Here is a 24,660-nt window from a genome sequence, read left to right as displayed (position 1 = left end):
AGGAGAAAAAACATGAAGATTTTAGATGCAGAATTTGTAAAAGGCTTTATCCGTATGTGTGACGATGGTTTTAAGCAGAACTGGCATGAAAGAAACGGAGGCAATTTAAGCTACCGGATTAAGTCAGAAGAGGTGGAGTCTGTAAAGAAAGAATTAGACAGAAATACTCCATGGCAGCCAATCGGAACAACGGTTAAGGATCTGGCAGGAGAATATTTTATGGTGACAGGAAGCGGAAAATATTTCCGCAATGTCATTCTGGATCCGGCTGCCAACACCTGTATCATAGAGATCGATGAATCCGGAGAAAATTATCGGATCTGCTGGGGGCTTGTAAACGGAGGCCGTCCCACCAGTGAGCTGCCTTCCCACTTAATGAATCACGAAGTGAAGAAGAATGCTACCAAAGGGCTGCACCGCGTCATTTACCATGCCCATCCCGCAAACGTAATTGCACTGACTTTTGTGCTTCCTTTAGAGGATCGAGTGTTTACAAGAGAATTGTGGGAAATGGCAACGGAATGTCCTGTTGTTTTCCCTGGAGGCGTGGGTGTCGTTGGCTGGATGGTCCCGGGCGGACGTGATATTGCAGTTGCAACCAGTGAACTGATGAAGAAATATGACGTGGCAGTATGGGCCCATCATGGTCTGTTCGCTTCCGGTGAAGATTTTGACTTAACCTTCGGATTAATGCACACAGTCGAAAAATCTGCGGAGATTCTGGTAAAGGTATTATCCATACGTCCGGATAAGCTCCAGACAATCACACCGGAGAACTTTAAAGATCTGGCACGGGATTTTAAAGTGACGCTGCCGGAAGAGTTTCTTTACGAGAAATAAAGGCTGTTTTTGTAATAGAACGACGGAATGTTAACCTAATTGAATGTTTGGGTTGACAATATAAAAATCCCTTTGTATAATGGTGAAAAATGACATCATTATACAGGGGGATTTTTCATGAAACATTTAAAAACAAAAGAAATTACGTTATGTGCTCTGTTTGCTTCTCTGACTGCAATTCTGTCTCAGGTTACCATACCCATCGGCCCGGTTCCCGTTAATTTCGCTCATCTTTCCACCTTTCTTGCTGCCTGTTTACTGGGATCAAGACTTGGTGCATTAAGCCAGCTTACCTTTGTCCTGATGGGGGCGGCAGGGCTTCCGGTTTTTTCTGGTTTTCACAGCGGACTGACCTGGATTGCCGGACCTACGGGAGGTTATATCATCGCTTATATTGTGTCTGCTTACGTGACTGGCTGGATTTTGGAACGTTTTGGAAAACGGACGGTTAAGGCGCTGGCAGTATCGATTCTTGCCGGATGGCTGATTACCTATGTATTTGGAACCCTGTGGTTTTCCTATATCACCCATACCTCTTTTTCAGCTGCACTTGGGCTTTGCGTGATTCCGTTTCTTCCTGGAGACATATTAAAGACATGCATTACTATCGTGCTGGTACGCCGTTTATATTCGGTGATTCAAAGAACCCTGCAGTGGTAGGGCGGGATAAGAGGAGGCAGTAAATGACAGAACCATATGAGAATCTTACAAAGGAGGATGCCAGGTCCATACTCCTGATGCCGGATGAAGAGCTTCCGAAGCTCCTTGAAGCGGCATATTCCTTAAGAAAAAAGCATAAAGGAAATATTGTGGATATTCACCTGCTGACCAATGCCCGCAGTGGAAACTGTACCCAGAACTGCGCCTATTGCGCCCAGTCCGGACAGGCGAAAACAGATATTGATACATATGAGCTGATTACCTGTGACAAGCTTATAAAAGACGGTTATCTGGTAAAAGAAAAGAAGCTGGCACGCCACTGCATCGGGTTAAGCGGAATCCGTTTTTCTGATGAAGAGATTCTGGCATTTGCAGATGAGATTAAGACACTTAAGAAAGAAGCAGATACTCCGGTCTGCTGTTCCATTGGATTCCTCTCGAGGGAGCAGGCGGCGGTCTTAAAGGAAGCGGGTGTGGACAGAATAAACCACAACTTAAATACAGGCAGAAATTATTATCCGAATATCTGCACGACCCATACCTATGAGCAGCGGATTGCCAACATACAGATGCTTAAAGAAATGGGCTTTGAACTGTGCTGCGGCGGAATCGTGGGACTGGGAGAGAAGCCGGAGGATGTGGTGGACATGCTGTTTGAGATTCAGAACATAAATCCAAAGGCAGTTCCGATTAATTTCCTGATCCCCATAAAAGGTACAGCGCTGGAGAATCAGAGTACAGCTATTCTCACCTCTGAATACTGTTTAAAAGTTCTTTGCCTTGCCAGACTTTTAAATCCAGATTCAGATATCCGGTGTGCGGCAGGAAGGGAGCTTTATCTAAAAGGAAAAGAAAAATGGATGTTTTATGCGGTTGATTCTGTATTTGCTTCCGGATATCTTACCGCAGGCGGAGAGAGCATTGACAGCACTATAAAAATGATTCGGGAGGCCGGGTTTGAATACTGTATTGAACCTGGGTGAATCAGTTATATTTTTTTATTTAAAATTGGCCGCTGGTGAAACCAGTGGCTTTTATATTTGCCAATTATGCATCTTCAAAGTCCGGTCTGTAGTAGTACAGATTTAATATTATACATTTGACCTATAAGTAATTGCATTATATACTAAAGCCACTAAAATACAAGGGGGCAGTCTTAATGATTGAATTAAAAAAAGAAACATTTCAAAATCTGATTTTAACTTTACAGGAAGCGGAGATTAATACTTTATTTGCTATGTCAGTATTGGAGAGAAAAGTAGACGGAAAAATTTTTGTTGATGATAGCACCTCGCCAGCTTCATTTTATCTTCAACATCCATATGGAATGTCTTTACTTTATGGAGAAAACGGTAACGAAGAGTTTTATGGAGAACTGAAACTACATTTGCTCAATTCTGACAAATGCAGAAAAAGAGCCGAATGGCTGCAGGTATATCCTGCCGCGCTCTATTCGAAAATGGAAACTCTTTTAGGGGATAATTTAATTAAAAAAGGGGCGGAAGAGCCGTACAGCGATCCGTCATCAGCGGAAGTTCATAAAGTCCTGGAATATCAGAGAATCAATTTTACCTTCCGGAAAGAAAAGTATCTTGCCTTCAGGAGAAGTCTTCCAGATGAACATGCCGAAATTATCCCGATGACAGAAGATATTTTCAATCAGTTGGCTGGAAACGTAGTACCGGGATATTTTTGGGTCAGCTATAGTGATTTCGAAAAGTATGGGATTGGGTTTACGCTGCTGCTAAAAGATAGAATACCGGCTTCTACCGCCTTCGCATCCTGTGTAATTGATCGTAAACTTGAAATTGGAATTGAGACGGGCACAGAGTATCGCGGCTCAGGCTTTGCAGCAAGGGTTTGCGCACGATTGATCGATTATTGTCTGGAGAATGGCCTGGAACCTGTCTGGTCTTGCAACTCGGGAAATATGGGTTCCAGAAAGCTTGCAGGGAAATTAGGCTTTGAGGAATGCAAAAGAATTCCCTATTATCGTTTACCATTTTAAGATGTTGACAAATAGGATCTTTGAGCCTTTTGATTATCAGCCAAGTCTTCTGCGAATGAAAGAAACGCTAAAAAAGGAGTATATTCTGAGACATTCCTTCAAAAAATACTCCTTTTACCTGCATACAGCAGAAAATTTATTGCAATTCCTCCTCCACAATTGTGGTGGTATCATCTGAAGATTCCTCTGTTTTGGAATCTGTGTTATCTTTCTGTGCCATATCTGCAGCAGGTTGTCCTGATTCAGAAGCGGAATAATCAAGACCGCCGTCTTCTGTAATGTCAGAATCTTCCTCTTGGGAATCTCCCTTTTCCATTGCAGAATCAAACATATCCTTCGCTGTATCAGCCACTGCAGAAGCTGCTTCCCTGGCTGTATCGCTCACTATGGTAGCCGCATCCTTCATCATGTTTTTTGCTGCAGTTGCTGCGTCTTTCGCTGCGTCTGCCATATCGGAGGCTGCTGTCTTCAGCTCATCCTTGTTTGCATGAAGAGAAACATAGTTGCGGTTCATCGTACTGTCAATTTTGGAAATGTCATCATTCCCGTCATCTTCAAAATCATGGAAATTTTCTTCCAGTTCCTTATGGAAGGATTTGTATTTTGTAAAATAAGAGATGCCGGCGGCAACAGCACCGGCGATAGTGGCAAGTGCCACGAATTTCCCAAAACCATTACCTCTTTTTGCCATTTTAAACACTCCTTTCATTCTCTTACCTATTGTAATACTTACCCGAAAAAAAATAAAGGTATATAATAAGAAAATTTCTATAAACTATGTAAGTAACGGCTCAATCCGTCTAAATATGGTAAAATTGTAAAAAAAATATAAAGTTAGCACTCAACTATTGACAGTGCTAATAATGAGTGATATAACATATTATGTGAATAAAAAATAACTTCTTTCTATAGGCCATAAGAAAGAAATAATAAGAAGGTTATGAGGAGGAATTGCAATGAAATTAGTACCATTATTTGACAAAGTTGTGTTAAAACCATTGGTTGCAGAGGAGACAACAAAGTCCGGTATTGTTCTGCCGGGTCAGGCAAAAGAAAAGCCACAGCAGGCGGAAGTCATCGCAGTAGGACCTGGCGGTCTTGTAGATGGTAAGGAAGTTTCCATGCAGGTTAAGACAGGCGATAAAGTAATCTTCTCCAAATATTCAGGAACAGAGATCGAAACCGGAGAAGACGACGAGAAATATGTAATTGTTAAGCAGAGTGATATTCTGGCAGTAATTGAATAATAAACGCAGTACCGTCAGGTAACAGCAGATTTTGATAAAAAAGGCGTGATTTCCTTATATAAGATCACCAAATTAAAGTTAAAACTGGAGGAATGAATCATGGCAAAGCAGATTAAATATGGCGTAGAAGCCAGAAAAGCACTTGAATCAGGAGTGAATCAGTTAGCAGATACCGTTCGCGTTACATTAGGTCCGAAAGGAAGAAACGTTGTACTTGATAAATCATTTGGAGCACCGTTAATCACCAACGATGGTGTTACCATTGCAAAAGAGATTGAGCTGGAAGATGCATTCGAGAACATGGGAGCACAGCTTGTAAAGGAAGTAGCTACCAAGACCAATGATGTTGCCGGTGATGGTACCACAACGGCTACCGTACTGGCTCAGGCTATGATTAATGAAGGTATGAAGAACTTAGCAGCCGGTGCAAACCCAATCGTTTTAAGAAAGGGTATGAGGAAAGCAACACAGGCAGCGATCGATGCAATCGCAAAGATGAGTGAGCCGATCAAAGGAAAAGCTTCCATCGCAAGAGTTGCAGCAATCTCTGCAGCAGATGATGAAGTCGGTGAGATGGTAGCTGACGCTATGGAGAAGGTTTCCAACAACGGCGTTATCACCATTGAAGAGTCCAAGACCATGAAGACAGAGCTGGACCTTGTAGAAGGTATGCAGTTTGACAGAGGCTACATTTCCGCTTACATGTGCACCGATATGGAGAAGATGGAAGCAAATCTTGATGATCCATATATTCTTATTACTGACAAGAAGATTTCCAGCATTCAGGAGATTCTTCCATTATTAGAGCAGGTTGTTCAGTCCGGCGCAAGACTTCTTATCATTGCAGAAGATATTGAAGGCGAAGCATTAACAACCCTGATCGTTAACAAATTAAGAGGAACCTTCAATGTAGTAGGTGTGAAAGCTCCTGGCTACGGCGACAGAAGAAAAGAGATGTTACAGGATATCGCAGTTTTAACAGGCGGTACAGTAATTTCTGAAGAACTGGGCTACGAATTAAAGAGCGCAACTCTTGATCAGTTAGGCCGTGCAAAATCTGTTAAGATCCAGAAAGAGAATACAGTTATCGTTGACGGATCCGGTGACAAGGCTGCCATTGATGCAAGAATCGGTCAGATTAAGAGCCAGATTGAAGAAACAACTTCTGATTTTGATAAAGAAAAATTACAGGAAAGACTTGCTAAATTATCCGGCGGCGTAGCAGTAATCCGTGTTGGTGCTGCAACAGAAACTGAGATGAAGGAAGCAAAGCTTCGTATGGAAGATGCGTTATCTGCAGCAAGAGCAGCAGTTGAGGAAGGTGTAATCGCAGGCGGCGGTTCTGCTTATATCCATGCAATCACTGAGATTGAAGGTCTTGTAAACGGACTGGAAGGCGATGAGAAGACAGGCGGAAAGATCATCTTAAAGGCTCTGGAGGCTCCGTTATACCACATTGCAGCCAATGCAGGGCTGGAAGGAAGTGTCATCATCAATAAAGTAAAAGAAGCAAAAGTAGGTACAGGCTTTGATGCATACAAAGAAGCTTATGTAGACATGGTTGATGCAGGTATTCTTGATCCTACCAAGGTAACAAGAAGTGCACTTCAGAATGCAACCAGTGTTGCATCTACCTTATTGACAACAGAGTCTGTTGTTGCTAATATTAAGGAAAAAGCACCTGCAGTTCCGGCTCCGGGCGGAATGGATATGATGTAAGATTTGTACGGAAGAGACGCCTTGCAGGTATGAGAAAGGATCCAGTATTATTATGAATGAAATGTATGCAGAATGGCTTGTGAAGAGGAAGTCTCCGGCTTATACCATGTTACTGAAAATTGTGATGGGAATTCTGTGCGTGATCGCATTTTTCCTGTCCATCTCTCCGGTTTTCGGTATCTTTGGAGTGATTATTTTGTTCGCTGCCGGAGCTGCGACCTACGTAGTATTCCGCAACAGTGAAGTGGAATATGAGTATCTGTTTGTGACCAATACGTTGTCCATTGACAGAATTTACGGCAAAAGCAAGCGCAAGAAAGCCTGGGAAGGATCGATGGAGGAAATTCAGATAGTAGCGCCTACCGGTTCTACAGAAGCCAGAGATCATGAAACAGGCACCATGAAAGTACTGGATTTTTCTTCCAAAATACCTGATGCTAAGACTTATACACTGATCAGCCAGTCTGGTTCAGAACGGACGAAAATTATTTTTGAACCAAACGACAAGCTGCTCCGCTGTATGAAGATGACTGCACCACGCAAAGTTGTAACTCAGATATAATAACAGGAATCAGACGGTTAACCAGGCCGCCTGATTCTTTTTTTTTCTTTATGGAAAAGACTCTTCATTCACATGCCTCGCTGGCCTGCTATTACTTTTATTTGACTGACATATACGTATATGTTACAATGAAATCAATACTTATCAGAAATATAAAAATAAACCCGGTAAAATGGAGGTTAAACAATTATGGAAAGTAAATACAGGCATCTTTATAAGCTGCTTTTAGATAAGATTGACAGGCGGGAATATGAGCCAGGAGATAAGCTTCCGGCGGAGGGCGAGATGATGGAGGCTTACGGCGCTTCCAGGGATACGGTGCGTAAGGCTCTGGAGCTTCTGGTCCAGGACGGTTATATCCAAAAAGCCAGAGGAAAGGCGGCGGAGGTCCTGGACAAGAACAAGTTCAATTTCCCTGTATCCGAAATCGCAAGCTTTAAGGAAATCTACCGGTTTTCTGCTTCTAAACCCATTACCATTGTGGAAAATTTAGAAATCGTCAAGGGAGATAAAAAGCTGATGGCGGCCCTGCAGATCGGACCAGAGGATGAGGCCTTTTTGCTAGAGAGAGTCAGGGAGATCGAGGGAGAGAAGATCATTATTGACAAGGATTATTTTTCACGGAAGGTGGTGGAAAATCTGCCTCTCCGTGCGGCTCAGGATTCTGTTTACGAATATCTGGAAAAGGAGCTTGGCCTGAAAATCGGATTTGCCATGAAGGAAATTACGGTACACATGGCTACAGATGAGGATTATCGCCTGCTGGATATGGGAAGCTACGATATGATCGTGGTGGTGAAGAGTTATACGTACCTGGAGGACTCCACCCTGTTTCAGTTTACCGAATCCCGCCACAGACCGGACAAGTTCAAGTTTGTGGATTTCGCCCGAAGGAAGCTGTAAGAAGGTATATCCAAAGGCAGGAATATATTTCTTCATATATGTTGACAAAGATATACGTATATGTTATAGTCGAAATACAATAATAACATATAAGTTGCAACTAATTTAAAAACATATGGAAAAGGAGTATGGATATGGGGAAATATGAAGATGATTCCAGGCAGCTTTTGGACCTCGTCGGTGGTAAGGGGAATATAGGGGCCGTGACTCACTGTATGACCAGAATGCGTTTCGTGCTGTCAGATCCTTCAAAGGCTGATACGCAAAAGATCGAAGCATTGAAAAGCGTTAAGGGTACCTTTACACAGGCTGGACAGTTTCAGGTTATCATTGGAAACGACGTACAGGCTTTTTACAATGAATTTGCAGCAATTTCAGGAATTGAAGGCGTATCAAAGGACGAAGTGAAGAAGGAAGCAAAGGGCAACATGAACGCGCTGCAGAGAGTGGTAGCAGATATAGCGGAAATATTCGCTCCCCTGATTCCTGCCATTATCGTAGGCGGTCTCATCCTGGGCTTTCGGAACATTATCGGTGAAATTAAATTCATGAATGACGGGACAGAGACTTTGGTGGCCGTTTCCCAGTTCTGGTCCGGCGTTTACAGCTTCCTCTGGCTCTTGGGCGAGGCTATTTTCCATTTCCTTCCCGTCGGTATCACATGGTCCGTGACGAGAAAGATGGGAACCACTCAGATCCTGGGAATCGTTCTCGGTCTGACCTTAGTATCTCCCCAGCTTTTGAATGCCTATGCCATGGCACCGGGTGTAGAGATACCGGTTTGGGATTTCGGTTTTGTAAAAATGAGAATGATCGGCTATCAGGCTCAGGTTATTCCGGCAATTTTAGCAGGCTTTGTGCTGGTTTATCTGGAGAGGTTCTTTAAGAAGATCACTCCTCAGGCCATTTCCATGATTGTTGTTCCGTTCTGTTCCCTGCTTCTGGCAGTGATTGCCGCCCATGCGGTAGTAGGACCTATCGGCTGGGCCATTGGCTCCGCCATATCAAAGGTGGTTTATGCAGGACTTACTTCCAGCTTCCGCTGGCTGTTTGCCACCTTATTCGGCTTCGTTTATGCGCCCCTTGTCATTACAGGACTTCACCACATGACAAATGCCATCGATCTCCAGCTCATGGCAGAGTTCGGCGGAACCATGCTGTGGCCAATGATTGCTTTATCCAACATTGCGCAGGGATCTGCAGTACTGGGTATGATCTATTTACAGAAAAAGGATGAGGAATCAAAGCAGATTTCCATTCCAGCCTGCATCTCCTGCTATTTAGGGGTGACTGAGCCGGCTATGTTCGGCGTAAACTTAAAGAGGGGCTTCCCCTTCCTTTCCGCTATGATCGGCTCTTCCATTGCAGCAACCGTTTCTGTTGGAATGAACGTTATGGCTAATTCCATCGGAGTGGGCGGCATTCCGGGAATTCTTTCCATACAGCCTCAATATATGGGAATCTTCGCCATCTGCATGCTGATTGCTATTGCAGTACCCTTTGGGCTGACTGTCGCTGTGGGCAAAAAGAAAGGAATTTAGTAAATGCAGAATTTTAAGAAATCATGTGTTTATCAGATTTATCCTAAATCCTTTATGGATACTGACGGAGACGGAATCGGGGATTTAAAGGGCATTATCGAAAAGCTGGATTATTTAAAAAAGCTGGGTGTGGATTACCTCTGGCTCACTCCATTTTTCGTATCGCCTCAGAATGATAACGGTTATGATATTGAGGATTACTGCCGGATCGATCCCTTATTCGGAACCATGGAGGATTTGGATCGCCTAATCTCCGAGGCAAAAGACCGGGATATGAGGCTCATGCTTGACATGGTTTTTAACCACACTTCTACGAGACATGAGTGGTTTTTGAGGGCTCTTGCCGGTGAGAAGAAATATCAGGATTACTATTTCTTTAAGGAAGGCACGCCGGAAAGTCCGCCCACGAACTGGCAGTCCAAGTTCGGGGGAAATGCATGGGAATACGTGGAAGAACTGGGAAAGTATTATCTGCACTTATTTGATGTTACCCAGGCAGATTTAAACTGGGAGAACCCAAACGTGCGGGAAGAAATAAAAAATATACTCCGTTTTTGGAAAGAGAAAGGAATCCGCGGCTTTCGGTTTGATGTCATCAATCTGGTTTCCAAGCCAACTGCCTGGGAGGACGACGAGGAGGGGGATGGCCGCCGTTTCTACACAGATGGTCCCCGGATTCATGAGTTTCTGAGGGAAATCGTGGAGGATACAGGGCTTGATGCAGAGGATGTGGTCACGGTAGGGGAAATGTCTTCCACAACCATTGACCATTGTATTCATTACACAAACCCGGAGGAAAAACAGCTGAAGATGTGCTTTAACTTCCATCACTTGAAGGTGGATTATATGAACGGGGATAAATGGTCCTTAATGCCCTATGACTTTGAACGGCTGAAAAAGATTTTCCACACATGGCAGGAGGGCATTGCCGGGGGAAATGGTTGGAATGCAGTGTTCTGGTGCAATCACGACCAGCCGAGAGCGGTATCCAGGTTCGGTGACGACGGTTTCTACAGGAAACAGTCCGCCAAGATGCTGGCTACGGTGATTCACGGGATGAGGGGAACGCCCTTTATTTACCAGGGAGAGGAAATCGGTATGACAAATGCCAATTTCACGGACATTTCCCAGTACCGGGATGTTGAGAGCCTGCACTATTTTGATATTTTAAAGGAGCAGGGACAGAAGGAAGAGGATATTTACAGGATACTTAAGGAGCGGTCCAGGGACAATAGCAGGACCCCCATGCAGTGGGATGGAGAGGAAAATGGCGGATTTACTTCCGGAACACCGTGGATAACTGTCAATAAAAATTGCAGGGATATCAATGTGAAAGACAGCCTTGCTGATCCTGATTCCATCTTTGCCTATTATCAGAAGCTTGTGAAATTGAGAAAGCAGTATGAAGTTATAAGCGATGGGAGCTATGAACCAGTTTTTGTGGATAATCAGGATGTAATGTCCTATAAAAGGGCATTAAATGGAGAAAAGCTGCTGGTATTTGCTAACTTTACCGGGCAGGAGCAGATGGTGAAGCAAAAAGAGGTCCTGGACGATTGGAAGGTATTGCTATCCAATTATAAAAGTGTAAAAATCTTCGGAGATAGGGTGATACTGGAACCCTTTGGAGCGGTTATGCTGTACTGGAGAGGATGATTTGTTGTTGGTAGTGCAGGCAAGATCGATCAGAATTCATTGCTGTAATCAGCAGAAGTGAATTCTTACCGATCTTTTTTTGCACCTAAAAACAGGCCAGGATTGGATACTGGTTTTATTTTCATTAAACTAAGTAACTATTTATTAGAAATGTTCATTTTATTGTCCACAGAGGGCGGAAAAATACAGAAAAATGTCCGTTGACAACCAAAGCAAAGTTTGCTAAACTATTTAACTAATAAGCAAAACTGTTTATTTTAAAAAGTATAAAATTAAGTGAAGGAGAGGAAAATAATGGGTACAATTATTGGCGAAGGCATTACATTTGATGATGTGCTGTTAGTTCCGGCCTATTCAGACGTAATTCCGAATCAGGTTGATTTATCGACCAACCTTACAAAAACCATCAAGCTGAACATTCCACTTATGAGTGCAGGAATGGACACCGTAACCGAACACCGCATGGCGATTGCCATGGCAAGACAGGGTGGCATCGGCATTATTCACAAGAACATGTCGATTGAAGAGCAGGCAGAAGAGGTTGATAAGGTTAAGAGGTCAGAAAACGGCGTCATAACGGATCCATTCTATCTTTCCCCGGAACATACATTAAAAGATGCGGACGAACTGATGGCGAAGTTCCGTATTTCCGGCGTACCGATTACAGAAGGAAAAAAATTAGTCGGCATTATCACCAACCGCGATTTAAAGTTTGAAGAGGACTTCAGCAGAAAAATCAAGGAGTGCATGACTTCCAAGAATCTTGTAACAGCAAGAGAAGGAATTACTCTTATGGAGGCGAAGAAGATTCTTGCCAAAGCGAGAGTGGAAAAGCTCCCGATTGTAGACGATGAGTTTAACTTAAAAGGTCTTATTACCATTAAGGATATTGAAAAGCAGATCAAATATCCCTTATCAGCAAAGGATGGCCAGGGAAGACTTCTGTGCGGAGCTGCTGTGGGAATTACCGCCAATGTTCTTGACCGTGTGAAAGCTCTTGTGGAAGCGAAGGTAGATGTGGTAGTTCTTGACTCTGCTCACGGCCATTCTGAGAATGTAATCCGCTGTGTCAGAATGATTAAGGAAGCATACCCGAATCTTTCTGTAATTGCCGGTAACGTAGCAACCGGTGACGCTACAAAAGCACTGATCGAAGCGGGAGTTGATGCAGTGAAGGTGGGAATCGGACCTGGTTCCATCTGTACCACCCGTGTGGTTGCAGGAATCGGTGTACCGCAGATTTCAGCAGTTATGGACTGCTACTCCGTGGCCAAGGAACATGGTGTTCCCATCATTGCAGACGGAGGAATCAAATACTCAGGAGACTTAACAAAGGCGATTGCAGCAGGCGGCAGCGTATGTATGATGGGAAGCATGTTTGCAGGCTGTGATGAAAGCCCAGGAACCTTTGAACTGTACCAGGGAAGAAAATATAAGGTATACCGCGGCATGGGTTCCATCGCTGCCATGGAGAACGGCAGTAAGGACCGCTATTTCCAGACAGATGCGAAAAAGCTGGTTCCGGAAGGTGTGGAAGGCCGTGTGGCATATAAGGGCATGGTGGAAGATACCGTATTCCAGATGCTTGGCGGACTCCGTTCCGGTATGGGATACTGCGGAGCAAAGGATATTAAGACTCTCCAGGAGACAGGCAGATTTGTTAAGATTTCAGCTGCTTCCTTAAAAGAGAGCCATCCTCACGATATTCATATTACAAAAGAAGCACCTAACTACAGTATTGATGAATAATAGAAAGCAGACGGAAGTTTGATGTTCCGTCTGCTTTTTTTATATTTATTTTACTTTGTGAGGAAGGCGTCCCCGGAATAACCTTTTTTTGAGCTCTGACAGATGCAGGGGAATCAGAGGATAGATATAGCTCTTACCAGCGATGGTTTTATTAAATACAACGGCGCATATAGACAAAATAAAGCCGATTATAAAGCCCCATACATTTAGAAGAGCGGTTAAAACCAGGAGAATCATACGAATGAATTTAAATGCATAGCCAAGTTCAAAGCTTGACTGGGAATAATTTGCCACAGTTACAAAGGCCATGTATAACATGGTTTCGCTGTTAAACCACCCGGATTTCACGGAATATTCTCCCATTACAATACCTGCAATCACACTTAAAGGGGTGGTCAGCATACTGGGGGTATTGACCGCAGCCAGCCGCAGTCCGTCAATGGCAAATTCCAGAATCAGAAGCTGGAACAGAAGAGGAACCTGGGGTTCTTCCGATAAACGGATAAAGCGCAGCCAGCTTGGGATCATTTCCGGATTCTGCATAAACAGCAGCCAAAGGGGCGTTAAATACAAGGTTAAGATGGATATAATAAGCCGTGACAGCCGTAGATAGGTTCCGGTAATAGGAGGGAAATAGTAATCATCGGCCTCCTCTATAATATCAAAAACAGACGAGGGGAGAATCATGGCGGAAGGGGAGTTATCTACCATAATAATGATATTTCCCTCCAGCAGCGAAGCCGCTGCAGTATCCGGACGTTCCGAATACTTGAATTTCGGAAAGGGGTTGTACCATTTATGGGGATAAATACATTCTGCCAGGCTTTCCTGGTTCATGGTCAGGGCGTCTACTTTCAGCCTTTTAATCCGCTCTTTTATCATTGCGAGAAGTTTTTCATCCACCCGTCCCTTAAAATAGCAGATGGCAATGTCCGTGTGGGAACTTTCCCCGGTATTCATAATTTCAACCGTAAGCTTGGGATCCCGGATTCTCCTTCGGATTAAAGCGGTATTAAAGGTAAGTGTTTCAACAAATCCGTCCCTGGATCCCCGCAGGACCTTGTCTTTTTCCGGTTCCGATACACTTCTGGCCGGATAACTTCTACAGTCAAGGGTAAGGCATTTATCGTATCCGTCAATAAACAGGCAGGAGATTCCTGCTAGAAGCTGTTTGATCATCGCTTCGTCATCTTTTACAAGCCCTACCTGGCTGTAAGGCAGATTTTTCTTCGAGAATTCATGGGCGTCGGAGGGCATGGTTTCAGGCGTGATGGAGGCAAAGTCCTCCATTAATTTCTGCCATACGTCCCCTCTTGTAAAGCCCTCGATGTAGTAAAGGCACGCTTCTTTGCCGGCAATATAGAAAGTTCGGTAAACCAGATCAAAGTTGCCGACTACATCCAGTTTGTTATTTAAGTGATTCATAGTATCTGAAAGATTCGTTGTAAATTCCATGGTAATGGTCTCCTTGCATTGGTAATAAAAAGTATGCGCATTTTTGTGAAAAATATGTTTTATTAATTCTGCATGGTGAAAAAGGACTTTTTCAACCATTTTTATTGGAAAATATGCAGGGAAGTGAGGTCGAATCCTGTTGATTTTTGGCAAAATACACTAAAAATATTGACTTATGAGCTAAAAGATGGTATTATCGTCCATGTGAGAAGCACAAGGGGTGCCTTGCGTGCGGTGTTTTGACGTGGGGATGTCAAAACGCAAAACTACATAGTGTGACGGTTTCAGATCGTGACGGAGGATTGCCTTCTGTGGGGGAAGGGCAGTCCTCTAATTTTTTTATAAAAGCGTTGATAGGGTAGAAGATCTTACATATAATATGTGATGTGATAAGGAGGAATTCTATGTGGAAAGAACTGAGGCGGGATAAGCGGGTCCGGAATGTAATGACTGCAGTGGCAGTTTTGGGATCAGCATTATTACAGACTTATGTGATTCAGGCCTTTATCAGGCCTGCAGGGTTATTATCAGGAGGATTTACGGGAATTGCCATTTTAATAGACCGTGTTACATCTTTGTTTGGATTTAATATATCAACCTCTCTTGGCATGGTTGTTTTAAATCTTCCGGTTGCATGGGCGTGCAGCAGGAGCATCAGCAAACGGTTTACTTTTTTTTCTCTCCTGCAGGTACTATTAGCCAGTTTATTTTTAAGAGTATTTCATTTTGCACCAATATTTGAAGACAGCATATTAAATGTAATCTACGGCGGTGTGCTTTTTGGATTTGCCATCGTAATGGCCCTTCGGGGAAACGCATCCACCGGCGGTACAGATTTCATCGCTCTTTATGTTTCCAATAAAACCGGCAATTCCATCTGGACCTATGTGTTTGTGGGAAATGTGATTCTGTTGTGTATTTTCGGGGCCATATTCGGCTGGGATTATGCCGGATATTCTATCCTGTTTCAGTTTGTGTCGACGAAGGTCATATCTACCTTCCATCACCGGTATGAACGTGTCACACTTCAGATTACAACAGCAAAAGGGCCGGAGCTTGCGGCAAAATATGTAAAGGACTTCCGCCATGGCATTTCCTGTGTGGATGCAGTGGGAGGCTACAGCAGGAAGAAGATGTATCTTCTCCATACAGTAGTATCCTCCTATGAAGTAACAGATATCATCGCACTGCTTCATGAAGTGGATGACCATGTGATAGTGAATATGTTTAAGACCCAGCAGTTTTATGGAAAATTTTACCGTGCACCCATGGAGTAAATCTACCGCATGATAATATAGATCATATACAAAAAGTATAAAATTATCATGAAAGCACTTTCTGCCCGGTTCAGCTGCTTTTTGCTACTGCACCAGATCCATGTAATAATGCTTGCACCAATGAGAAAAGCGGTGTCATAAAGGGAGAGGGGATTGACCTTTATTGGGCTGATGGCGGAGGAAGCTCCTAATACCATAAGGATGTTAAAAATATTGGAGCCGATGACATTGCCAAGTGCCAGCCCGTTTTCTCCTTTTCTGGAGGCAACAATGGAAGTTACCAGTTCCGGCAGTGAGGTTCCCATGGCAACGATGGTGAGGCCGATCAGATTTTGGCTGAGACCAAATGTGGCTGCGATAGCACTGGCATTTTCTACAACCAGATTACCGCCCCAGATGATGGCTGCAAGCCCTCCGATGATAAATATGGCTGCAAGCCACAGGGGAAGGGGCTTATCTCCTTCTTCCTCCGATGTCCGGTTAATAATTGCGTCACGGATGGTAAGACCCACGAATACGGAAAACAGGCAAAGCAGTATGATTGCCTCTGTTCTTGTAATATCAAGATTGAAAAGCATCATAATGAATAAAATTACGGTAACGCCGACGCTGGCAGCGTAGTCCCACCGCAGGCGGACGCCGAATGGCCGGATTATTCCGCAGGCGCCAAGAACGACTAACAGATTAAAAATATTGGAGCCGACTACATTTCCGATAGCGATATCATTGTTGCCGGACAGCGCAGCAGTCGTACTGACTGCCAGTTCCGGAGCACTGGTTCCAAAGGCGACGATGGTTAGACCGATTATAATCCGGGGTACTCTTAGTGTTTTCGCAATGGAGGAGCTGGCTTCAACAAAATAATCAGCTCCTTTAATCAGTAATACAAAACCAAAAATAAGCCATAAGTACATCATTTTGTTTCCTCTTTCTTTTTTTATATAAGCAGCAGCCTTTAAACAGAAAGCGAGACTTTTATTGCATGTTAAATGCAATAAAAGTCTCGCTAATTATATGCGTACCGGTTTCCCGCCTTTTGGCAGTGGAAACGGGACTGGCGTATACGCAAAACGTCAAATGACGTAAGCTACTCCCTTTTATCCGTTTTAGTATAGTGAACATATATGAGATTGTCAAGATTTACTGCCACATAACAAGTAAATATTTGCACAGTTAAGGTGCAAATATTTATTCGAAATCGGCTGGGCAGTCAGCTATAATCGACTTAACCAGTAGAAAGGAGGAACTAAGAAATGAAAAAGTTAAGAGTTCTTTTGGTGTGTGGTTCAGGAGCTTCCAGTGGATTCATGGCGGCGAATATCAGAAAGGCTGCAAAAGAAAAGGGAATAGATATGGAAGTGCAGGCAAGAAGTGATTCTGAAATTGATAACTACATTGAAGATGTTGATTTAATTATGGTGGGACCACATCTTGAGTATGTTATGGAGGATCTGAAGGAATATACTCATGAATATCCAGTTAAAATTGCACTGATGAAACCGGAATATTATTCCAGATTAGATGGTACAAAAGCAATAGAACACATTTTATCACTATACGAATAAAATGAGCGGAGGAATGAATGATGGATAAGTTGATTAATTGGCTGGAGAGCAGCTTTGCACCTAAAATGAACAAAATAAGTCATAACAGCTGGGTTGTTATTTTAAAAGATTCCATTATGCAGACATTGCCATTTATTTTACTTGGTTCCGTGTTCTGCTGTTTAGCAATTTTGAATGATTATATTCCGGGGTTACCAAGTTTCTGGACTCCGTTTGGATGGACGATGAGTAAATTGTCACTCTTTGTAGCCTTCTTGGTACCATTCAATTATTGTGAGAAAAAGAAACTGCGCAAACAAAGACTGATAGCCGGCTTAACTGGTTTGATTTTCTTCCTGATTTGTGTGACTCCGGTAGTTGAAGCAGAAGGAACTGCTGGTTTTGGATCATCAGCACTTGGTGCGGGCGGAATGTTCGTAGCAATGATTACAGGCGTAATTACATCTCTTGTTTTTTCGTTATTCGCTAAATTCAGCTTCTTTAAGCAGGATTCGGCGATTCCGGATTTTGTAAGAACATGGTTTGACCAGATGTTACCAATAGCAATTATTGTCTGCTTTGGCTGGATCGTAGTGTTAATTAAAAATGTCAACCTGTATCAGATCATTGTAGATATTTTCATGCCGTTACAAGGTTTCTTAAACACCTGGTATGGTTTCACCTTCATGTGCTTCATAAGCTGCTTTATTTATTCCATGGGTATTTCAACATGGGTATTAACACCTGTTGGACAGCCGGTCAGGCTTGCCGGAATCACAGCCAACTTAGCAATGGTAGCGGCAGGAACAGCAACCGTATCTTCCATGAATATCTATACGGAAGGACTGGTTTACTGTACCTACATGTGGGTGGGCGGAGTCGCCTGTACATTACCGCTTGTAGTTATGCTGATCCGTGCAAAGTCAAAACGGTTAAGCGCACTGGGGAAAGCCTGTCTGCTGCCTGGTATTTTTAATATCAATGAGCCGGTTGTATTTGGCTGTATTGCATGGAATCCGCTTCTGATGCTGCCTATGTGGATCATCGGTCTTGTAATTCCTTTATTAACCTGGTTTTTTGTAAAAGTACTTGCATTTGCACCGATGCCGAGAATTCAGTTTGAATTATGGTACTGCCCATATCCCATTTCAACATGGATTTCAACCGGTTCATTAAAAGCAATAATATTCCTTATTATTTCAGTTACCGCAGCATCTGTAATTTGGTATCCATTCTTTCGGGCATACGACAAACAGGAGACGGAAGCAGAAAAAAACGGAGCAGAATCATGAATGGAGACAAATGATATATGAACGAACAGATCTTAGAAAATGCTATGAAGATTATTATGAACGCCGGCGATGCAAGAGTCTGCAATAAAAAAGCTTTGGATGCCCTGGCAGAATTCGATGTGGAAAAAGCAAAAGAACTGATGAAGGATGCAAGTAAATTTATTACAGAAGCGCATAAGGTGCAGACAGACGCAATACAGGGAGAGACAAGAGGAGACAAAACAGAATATACATTATTGTTTGCTCATGCCCAGGATACACTGATGACGATTTATAGCGAAATCAATATTGCAAAGCAATTGATTAAAGTAATGGAAGCGGTCAACAAACGGTTAGAAGCGCTTGAAAATAAATGAAATTTTTATAGAATGGCAGGAAAGGAGATTTGCAATGAGAAAGGTGGCAAATGGTTTTCCGGAAGATTTTCTGTGGGGCGGCGCATTTGCAGCAAATCAGATGGAAGGCGCCTATCTGGAAGATGGAAAAGGATTATGTGTTGCAGACATTAATGAATTCAGAGATGATATTGATATTAAGAATAAATACAACGAGGAAGTAACCTCTTCCTTTATTGAAGAGGCGATTAAAAGCAGCACAAGGATTTTTCCAAAACGCAGAGGTATTGATTTTTACCATACGTATCAAGAAGATCTAAAATTGTTGGGAAAAGACGGTCTTGGGATGAAAACATACCGTACATCCATTAACTGGGCCAGAATTTTCCCAAAGGGAGATGAAACAGAACCGAACGAGGCAGGTCTTAAATTTTATGATGCCTTATTTGATGAAGTGATTAAAAACGGTATGGTTCCGATGGTGACCATGTCTCATTATGAAATGCCATTATATTTAACTCAGAATTACAAGGGCTGGTATTCAAAAGAAGTAATTGATTTCTTTACAAGATACGGGAAAGTTATTTTGGATCGATATCATGAAAAAGTGAAATACTGGATTATTGTAAATCAGATTAATTTAATTCTTCATGAAAGCTTTAACCACCTTGGAGTTCCGGAAGATGCGGTGGGTCATGTTACAGAAGCCAAATATCAGGCAGTTGTGAATGAAATGGTCTCCTGTGCCCAGATCACAAAATATTCTCACAAAAAATATCCTGATGTACAGATCGGTATGATGCTTTGCGGCGGACCGGCATATGCGGCTTCTTCAAAGCCCGAAGATGTATTTGCAACCTTACGTCATAACCAAATGGAATATTTTTATGGCGATGTATTATTAAGAGGTTATATACCAGGATATGCAATCCGTTATTTTTCAGATCTGAACCTGCAGATTGAATTGTCTCCAGAGGAAGAAGATGTATTAAAGAATACTGCTGATTTCTTTTCATTCTCTTATTATTATACAAGACTCTGCAGTAAAGAGAGCTTTGAAGATGGAAACAGCGTATACAGAAATCCGGAATTGCCTGCAAATCCCTGGGGCTGGTCCATTGATCCAATCGGACTCAGGACACTGCTCAATGAATTTTATGATCGTTATCAAAAACCTATTTACATTACGGAGAATGGTGTTGGACTGTATGACCAGCTGGGAGAAGACGGGAAAATACATGATCCATATAGAACGGAGTATTATAAAACTCATATTGAGCAGATGAAGGAAGCAATCAAAGACGGTGTTGACTTAAGAGGGTACTATGCATGGGGACCGCTTGATATTGTAAGCTGTTCTTCTTCTGAAATGAGTAAACGCTACGGATTCATCTATGTTGACTTAGATGATTACGGAAAAGGTTCGGGAAAAAGAATTCCAAAAGACAGCTTTCAGTGGTATAAAAGAGTTATAGAAACAAATGGCGAGATTTTGTAGGAAAAACGCCGGATTATATTCGTTCCCACAGCGATCGGAATTTTGAACAGGAAGCAAAATTAGTGGAAGAAAGGTAATAAAAATGAAGGATAATTGCAGGAGACTAATTAAAATTATGCTGTCAAATGAAGAATGGATGAATGCCGGTTATTTGGCCAATGTAATGGGAGTCTCTGAACGAAGTATAAAAAATTACATTTCGGAAATTAACAGCTTTGAGAAGGGTCTGATTCATTCTTCCAGGAAAGGATATCAGATTGATTTAAAAAGAGGACAGGCTTTCATTCAAACGAAGGGGAGAAATATTCCGCAGAATTCTCAGGAACGAATCAATTATATTATAATCCGTATTTTATCAAATGATGCTGATCAGGGGAGTAAGACAGATTTATATGAGATTGCAGATGAGATTTACGTTAGTTTTGAAACCATTAAAAAGGATATGTACAAAGTACGCAGGAAATTTTTAGAGTACGATCTGTATCTGACCGCCACAAATTCATTTGTGGCGGTAGAAGGAAAGGAGCTGGATAAAAGAAAAGCATTAAGCAATATTTTGTATGAAGATTTTACCGATCATGTCATGAGCATTGATGTTATTAAGAATATCTACCCCTTGTATGATCTGGAACTGCTGCAAAAGATTATTGAGACAGGGTGCGAGGAATACCATTATTTCATAAATGAATACGCTTTAGTTAATTTAATACTGGATATTGTAATCGGAATAGACCGAATGAAAAAAGAAAAAACCTTTGAAAAAGAAAAAAAGGAAGATAAGCGCATCGGTATTCGTGAACAGGAGCTGGCCCGTAATATTGCAACGGAAATTGAAACTCATTTTGGAGTTAAATACAGCATAACGGAATTAGAAGAACTTACAATTATTCTCTTAAGCCATTTAATGAAAATGGATTTAAATGCCATTAACAAAGAAAACCTGGAACATATGGTTGGAAGTGAATGTGTTAATATTGTGAATCAGTTAAGCGACATCTTGAAAAATACGTATTTTGTGGATATGGAAAATGCTGATTTTATTATAAAATTCACATTGCATATCAAAAATATGTTAGTCAGACTGCGCAATGGATACAAAATAAAAAATCCTTTAGTTAATCAAATTAAAAACACCTGTCCGTTAATATTTGAATGTGCCGTAGAGGTTTCCAATAAAATTCACGAATTGACCGGTTATGACCTGTCAGAGGATGAAATAGGTTATATCGCTTTGCATATCGGCGGAAATCTGGAAACACAGAAATCAAAAAGAAAGGTAATAAGCTGTGTTATTCTATTTCCACAATATTATGATTTTTCCAATAAAATGATGGAGGAAATTAAAAGTCATTACCAGGAGCAGGTGGAAATAAAGACAGTCATAACCTCTCTCGACGAGATCAGGAAACTGGATAAAACGGATTTGATTATTTCCACTATTCCCATAACAGAGCTGATCCGTATGGAAACGGTAATTGTCACTCCCTTTTTAAATGAAAAGGATTATAAAAATATCAGCTCTGCCATTGAAAAAATTATTCTGAGAAAAAAGAAAGCAAGACTAAAACAGCATTTGATGCAGATCTCAAATCCCTGTTTTTTTTATAAGAATAAGGAATTTGTGAACAAGGAAGACGCTATCTTATTCATGGTTGATACCATGGAGAAAGAAGGCTATGTAAATGCAAATTTTGCCGAGGAGATATTTGAGCGGGAAAAACAGTCCTCAACGGCATTTGAGCATATTGCAGTTCCCCATTCCATGCATATGAATGCCAATAAAACCGGTATGTTTGTTTTGCTGAATGAGAAAAAACCGATTATGTGGAATGAAAAACCGGTCAGTATTGTAATGATGTTTGCCATCAGCAGGGAAGAAAGAGCAATCTTCCACGATGTATATGATAATTTAATTGTATTATTGATCGATAAACCAAATGCAGTAAAAGTTTTGGAGAGTGATGCTTATATCGATTTTATAGAAGCAGTAGTTGGATGTTTTAACTAGAGAGGAACCAGAGATGAAAAAATTTGAATATATCGTAACAGAACTGATGGGTATTCATGCAAGAACTGCCGGTATGCTTGTTAAGGAAATCTCTGTTTTTGAGAGTTCAATCATAATAGAGAGAAATGGTCAGACCGCCAATGGTAAGAGGCTTATGGCATTAATGGCGTTGGGAGTCAGATGCGGGGAAAAGGTAACTTTTATGATTGAAGGTACAGATGAAGAGATGGCTGCGATAAAATTAGAAGCATTCTGCAGAGAAAATTTGTAAAGTATGGGGATGAATAAACAGATAGAGGCGCAAGCTCTGGCAGGTGCAGAAAGGATGCACATGGATATAAGAGTTTACGCCTCTTTTCTATGTGGAAAAAATCATGGTTTTCTTTTCACTCTTGTTCTCTTTAGTTTGCTGAACCAATGGAAGTATATAATGAACAGTATGGATGTAACGGTCCACGTGAGAGGATAACAAAATACTACCGTCTCGATAGCCGGGTGAATTGGCACTGCAGTACAAATCCACACAATTCTGAGGACGCAGACTCCAAGGCTGGTTAAAATCATGGGGATCCAGCAGTCACCTGTTCCACGAAGGGATCCGGAATAAATCTCCACGCAGACATAAGTAAAAAAGGAAGGGACCAGGTACCGTAGAATCTGTGTGCCTTTGGCAATAACGGCTGCGTCAGTGGTAAACAGGAGGAATACCAGACTTCCGAATGTGTAAAGCAGGAAGCTTAATACAATTGATGAAAGAAAGCACATGAAAAGACAGACCCGGATACCCTTGTATACCCGGTCTGATTTCTTCGCACCGTAATTCTGCCCCACAAATGTGGTTATGGAGATTCCGAAGGCACTGATCATCATCCAGAACAGGGTATCGATCTTGCCATATGCGGTCCATGCTGCTACTGTATCGGTCCCCAGTGAATTCACGCTTGACTGGATGATAATATTTGACGAAGTATACATGACTGACTGCAGCCCTGCCGGAAATCCGATCCGGACAATCCGCACCAGCATGTCCTTATGAAACGTTAAAGAAGACAGCATCAGCCGGTATGGCTGTCTGGTACGCATTAAAACGATCAGTACCAGCACGGCACTGAGAAGCTGGGACAGGATGGTAGCAACGGCTGCCCCCATGACACCCATATTCCAGAAAACCACGAAGATAATATCTAAAATGATATTGGTAAAGCAGCTGGCAATCAGAAAGTAAAGGGGGCGCCTGGAATCCCCGATTGCCCTTAAAATCCCTGCTCCCATATTGTAAACCAGATTTGGAATCACTCCAAGAAAGTAAATCCGCATGTATAAAACACCATAGGGAAGAATGTCAGCCGGAGTATCCATGGCTTCTAAGGCAAAGGGAGCGAGAACGATTCCGATGATCATGATAAAAAAGCCGCAGACAGCAGAAAAAGCCATGGCTGTATGCACTGCCTGGCTCAGCTGCTTTTTCTGTCCGGCCCCGAAAAACTGGGATATGATCACGCCTGCGCCGGAGGAAAGCCCGATAAAGAACCCGATGAAAAGATTGATTATGGTTCCTGTAGGGCCCCCTACGGCAGCCAGTGCTTCCTTCCCCACGAATCTGCCTACAATGACAGCATCGGCTGTATTATAGAGCTGCTGAAAAAATGTCCCAAATAAAATTGGAAAGAAAAACAGAAGAAGCTGTTTCCATATCACTCCCTCTGTAATCTGATTCGACGTCCCTTCGCCTCTGTTACTCGTATTCTCTTTCATAAAATTTCCTCGTTTAAGTAATTATGTAATCATTTTTCATTATACCGTCTGGAAATAAAAAACACAATCCCTGTCTCAGTCGGTTTTCTGGGCTTTTGTAAGTGCCTGATCCACTGCGTTTAACAGGACTCCGGAGGTGTAGCGGGATTCAGACGGGTAGGAAATGTTTTTGGTTGACTGGTTCTTTAAAATCTGCGGAGATAAATTATCCATGGCGGGCTGCATAAGGGGATACATCGTGGTAACCGCCTCGCTTAAAGGAACCAGTGTAACGGAAGTGATTTTCTTAGAATCAACTGTGACCTCAACATTGATATCCTGGCTATTCAGCGTAATGGCAGAGGAATATACGCCCGGTACATAGTCCACAGAATCGCCGGAAGTGGGAACAGTATCCTTTTTCGGACGGAACATGACTAGAAACAGGGTAATGAGGAGGATTCCAAGGCCAACGAAGATCGCAGTATAGATGATCTCTTTCATTCGTAAAACAACAATTTTTGTTTTTGAGCTCATAAGACAGAAGCCCTCCGTATAGTTTTGTTACAATGTATGAGCGGATTGGGGGATTTCATTCCTAAGATTTCATTGTTGTAACAGGAAATCTGTGC

The 24,660-nt window shown here is 42.3% G+C and carries 23 protein-coding genes; 18 read left to right on the top strand and 5 right to left on the bottom strand.

Annotated elements, in window-relative coordinates:
* Positions 1-12 precede the first annotated feature (12 nt).
* From rhaD to V7D18_RS22350, 4 genes are all read left to right on the top strand, one after another.
* Positions 13-840, top strand: coding sequence for a rhamnulose-1-phosphate aldolase (gene rhaD / locus V7D18_RS22365; protein ID WP_346064689.1), 828 nt, complete (start codon positions 13-15; stop codon positions 838-840).
* A gap of 117 nt (positions 841-957) precedes the next feature.
* Positions 958-1,500: a biotin transporter BioY gene (locus V7D18_RS22360; RefSeq protein ID WP_426157652.1), complete on the top strand. Its 543-nt coding sequence runs from the start codon at positions 958-960 to the stop codon at positions 1,498-1,500.
* Between the two features lie 23 nt (positions 1,501-1,523).
* Entirely contained in the window at positions 1,524-2,483 is a 960-nt protein-coding gene (gene bioB / locus V7D18_RS22355; protein WP_426157650.1) for a biotin synthase BioB, read from the top strand.
* Between the two features lie 176 nt (positions 2,484-2,659).
* Positions 2,660-3,508 carry a GNAT family N-acetyltransferase gene (locus V7D18_RS22350; protein WP_426157648.1) on the top strand — a complete coding sequence of 283 codons (849 nt, stop codon included), beginning with the start codon at positions 2,660-2,662 and terminating at the stop codon, positions 3,506-3,508.
* Positions 3,509-3,644: 136 nt separating this feature from the next.
* Here the strand turns inward: V7D18_RS22350 and V7D18_RS22345 are convergent, their stop codons facing one another.
* On the bottom strand, positions 3,645-4,199 hold the full coding sequence (locus tag V7D18_RS22345; RefSeq protein WP_426157646.1) for a hypothetical protein: 555 nt from the start codon (positions 4,197-4,199) through the stop codon (positions 3,645-3,647).
* Between the two features lie 265 nt (positions 4,200-4,464).
* Between V7D18_RS22345 and V7D18_RS22340 the strand changes: the two genes are divergently transcribed.
* The 7 genes from V7D18_RS22340 (at position 4,465) to guaB (ending at position 12,885) form a co-directional block, all read left to right on the top strand.
* A complete protein-coding gene (locus V7D18_RS22340; RefSeq protein ID WP_097005136.1) occupies positions 4,465-4,755 on the top strand; it encodes a co-chaperone GroES in 291 nt (96 codons plus the stop codon).
* Positions 4,756-4,854: 99 nt separating this feature from the next.
* On the top strand, positions 4,855-6,474 hold the full coding sequence (gene groL, locus V7D18_RS22335) for a chaperonin GroEL (protein WP_426157644.1): 1,620 nt from the start codon (positions 4,855-4,857) through the stop codon (positions 6,472-6,474).
* A gap of 52 nt (positions 6,475-6,526) precedes the next feature.
* Positions 6,527-7,036, top strand: coding sequence for a DUF6106 family protein (locus V7D18_RS22330; protein ID WP_426157642.1), 510 nt, complete (start codon positions 6,527-6,529; stop codon positions 7,034-7,036).
* Between the two features lie 189 nt (positions 7,037-7,225).
* Positions 7,226-7,939 (top strand): trehalose operon repressor, encoded by a 714-nt coding sequence (gene treR, locus V7D18_RS22325; protein WP_426157641.1) that lies wholly within the window; start codon positions 7,226-7,228, stop codon positions 7,937-7,939.
* A 134-nt stretch (positions 7,940-8,073) separates the two neighbouring features.
* Positions 8,074-9,480 (top strand): PTS system trehalose-specific EIIBC component, encoded by a 1,407-nt coding sequence (gene treP, locus V7D18_RS22320; RefSeq protein WP_426157639.1) that lies wholly within the window; start codon positions 8,074-8,076, stop codon positions 9,478-9,480.
* A 3-nt stretch (positions 9,481-9,483) separates the two neighbouring features.
* Positions 9,484-11,136: an alpha,alpha-phosphotrehalase gene (gene treC / locus V7D18_RS22315; protein WP_426157638.1), complete on the top strand. Its 1,653-nt coding sequence runs from the start codon at positions 9,484-9,486 to the stop codon at positions 11,134-11,136.
* Positions 11,137-11,430: 294 nt separating this feature from the next.
* A complete protein-coding gene (gene guaB / locus V7D18_RS22310) occupies positions 11,431-12,885 on the top strand; it encodes an IMP dehydrogenase (RefSeq protein WP_426157636.1) in 1,455 nt (484 codons plus the stop codon).
* A 45-nt stretch (positions 12,886-12,930) separates the two neighbouring features.
* On the opposite strand, the gene V7D18_RS22305 is transcribed toward guaB, so the two are convergent.
* Positions 12,931-14,340, bottom strand: a complete 1,410-nt coding sequence (locus V7D18_RS22305; RefSeq protein WP_426157635.1) for a spore germination protein — start codon at positions 14,338-14,340, stop codon at positions 12,931-12,933.
* Between the two features lie 404 nt (positions 14,341-14,744).
* Between V7D18_RS22305 and V7D18_RS22300 the strand changes: the two genes are divergently transcribed.
* Positions 14,745-15,617, top strand: a complete 873-nt coding sequence (locus V7D18_RS22300; protein ID WP_426157633.1) for a YitT family protein — start codon at positions 14,745-14,747, stop codon at positions 15,615-15,617.
* Positions 15,618-15,619: 2 nt separating this feature from the next.
* Here V7D18_RS22300 and V7D18_RS22295 read toward each other — a convergent pair whose 3' ends face one another.
* Positions 15,620-16,534 carry a calcium/sodium antiporter gene (locus V7D18_RS22295; protein WP_426157632.1) on the bottom strand — a complete coding sequence of 305 codons (915 nt, stop codon included), beginning with the start codon at positions 16,532-16,534 and terminating at the stop codon, positions 15,620-15,622.
* Between the two features lie 336 nt (positions 16,535-16,870).
* Between V7D18_RS22295 and V7D18_RS22290 the strand changes: the two genes are divergently transcribed.
* From V7D18_RS22290 to V7D18_RS22265, 6 genes are all read left to right on the top strand, one after another.
* Positions 16,871-17,182, top strand: coding sequence for a PTS sugar transporter subunit IIB (locus V7D18_RS22290; RefSeq protein ID WP_426157631.1), 312 nt, complete (start codon positions 16,871-16,873; stop codon positions 17,180-17,182).
* A gap of 17 nt (positions 17,183-17,199) precedes the next feature.
* Entirely contained in the window at positions 17,200-18,453 is a 1,254-nt protein-coding gene (locus tag V7D18_RS22285) for a PTS sugar transporter subunit IIC (protein WP_426157629.1), read from the top strand.
* A gap of 17 nt (positions 18,454-18,470) precedes the next feature.
* Positions 18,471-18,809: a PTS lactose/cellobiose transporter subunit IIA gene (locus V7D18_RS22280; RefSeq protein WP_426157627.1), complete on the top strand. Its 339-nt coding sequence runs from the start codon at positions 18,471-18,473 to the stop codon at positions 18,807-18,809.
* A 34-nt stretch (positions 18,810-18,843) separates the two neighbouring features.
* Positions 18,844-20,286 (top strand): glycoside hydrolase family 1 protein, encoded by a 1,443-nt coding sequence (locus tag V7D18_RS22275; protein ID WP_426157625.1) that lies wholly within the window; start codon positions 18,844-18,846, stop codon positions 20,284-20,286.
* Between the two features lie 82 nt (positions 20,287-20,368).
* The gene (locus V7D18_RS22270) at positions 20,369-22,294 is read left to right on the top strand and encodes a BglG family transcription antiterminator (RefSeq protein ID WP_426157624.1); all 1,926 of its coding nucleotides are present in this window, start codon (positions 20,369-20,371) and stop codon (positions 22,292-22,294) included.
* Positions 22,295-22,307: 13 nt separating this feature from the next.
* On the top strand, positions 22,308-22,565 hold the full coding sequence (locus V7D18_RS22265; protein WP_426157622.1) for an HPr family phosphocarrier protein: 258 nt from the start codon (positions 22,308-22,310) through the stop codon (positions 22,563-22,565).
* A gap of 101 nt (positions 22,566-22,666) precedes the next feature.
* On the opposite strand, the gene V7D18_RS22260 is transcribed toward V7D18_RS22265, so the two are convergent.
* Entirely contained in the window at positions 22,667-24,049 is a 1,383-nt protein-coding gene (locus tag V7D18_RS22260; protein WP_426157620.1) for an MATE family efflux transporter, read from the bottom strand.
* Positions 24,050-24,124: 75 nt separating this feature from the next.
* Positions 24,125-24,565: an FMN-binding protein gene (locus V7D18_RS22255; RefSeq protein ID WP_426157619.1), complete on the bottom strand. Its 441-nt coding sequence runs from the start codon at positions 24,563-24,565 to the stop codon at positions 24,125-24,127.
* Between the last annotated feature and the right edge of the window lie 95 nt (positions 24,566-24,660).

Origin of the sequence: Lacrimispora sp. 38-1 (assembly GCF_049890855.1) — a bacterium.
Lineage (GTDB): Bacteria > Bacillota > Clostridia > Lachnospirales > Lachnospiraceae > Lacrimispora.
This window is presented reverse-complemented; position numbering and strand designations above follow the sequence as displayed.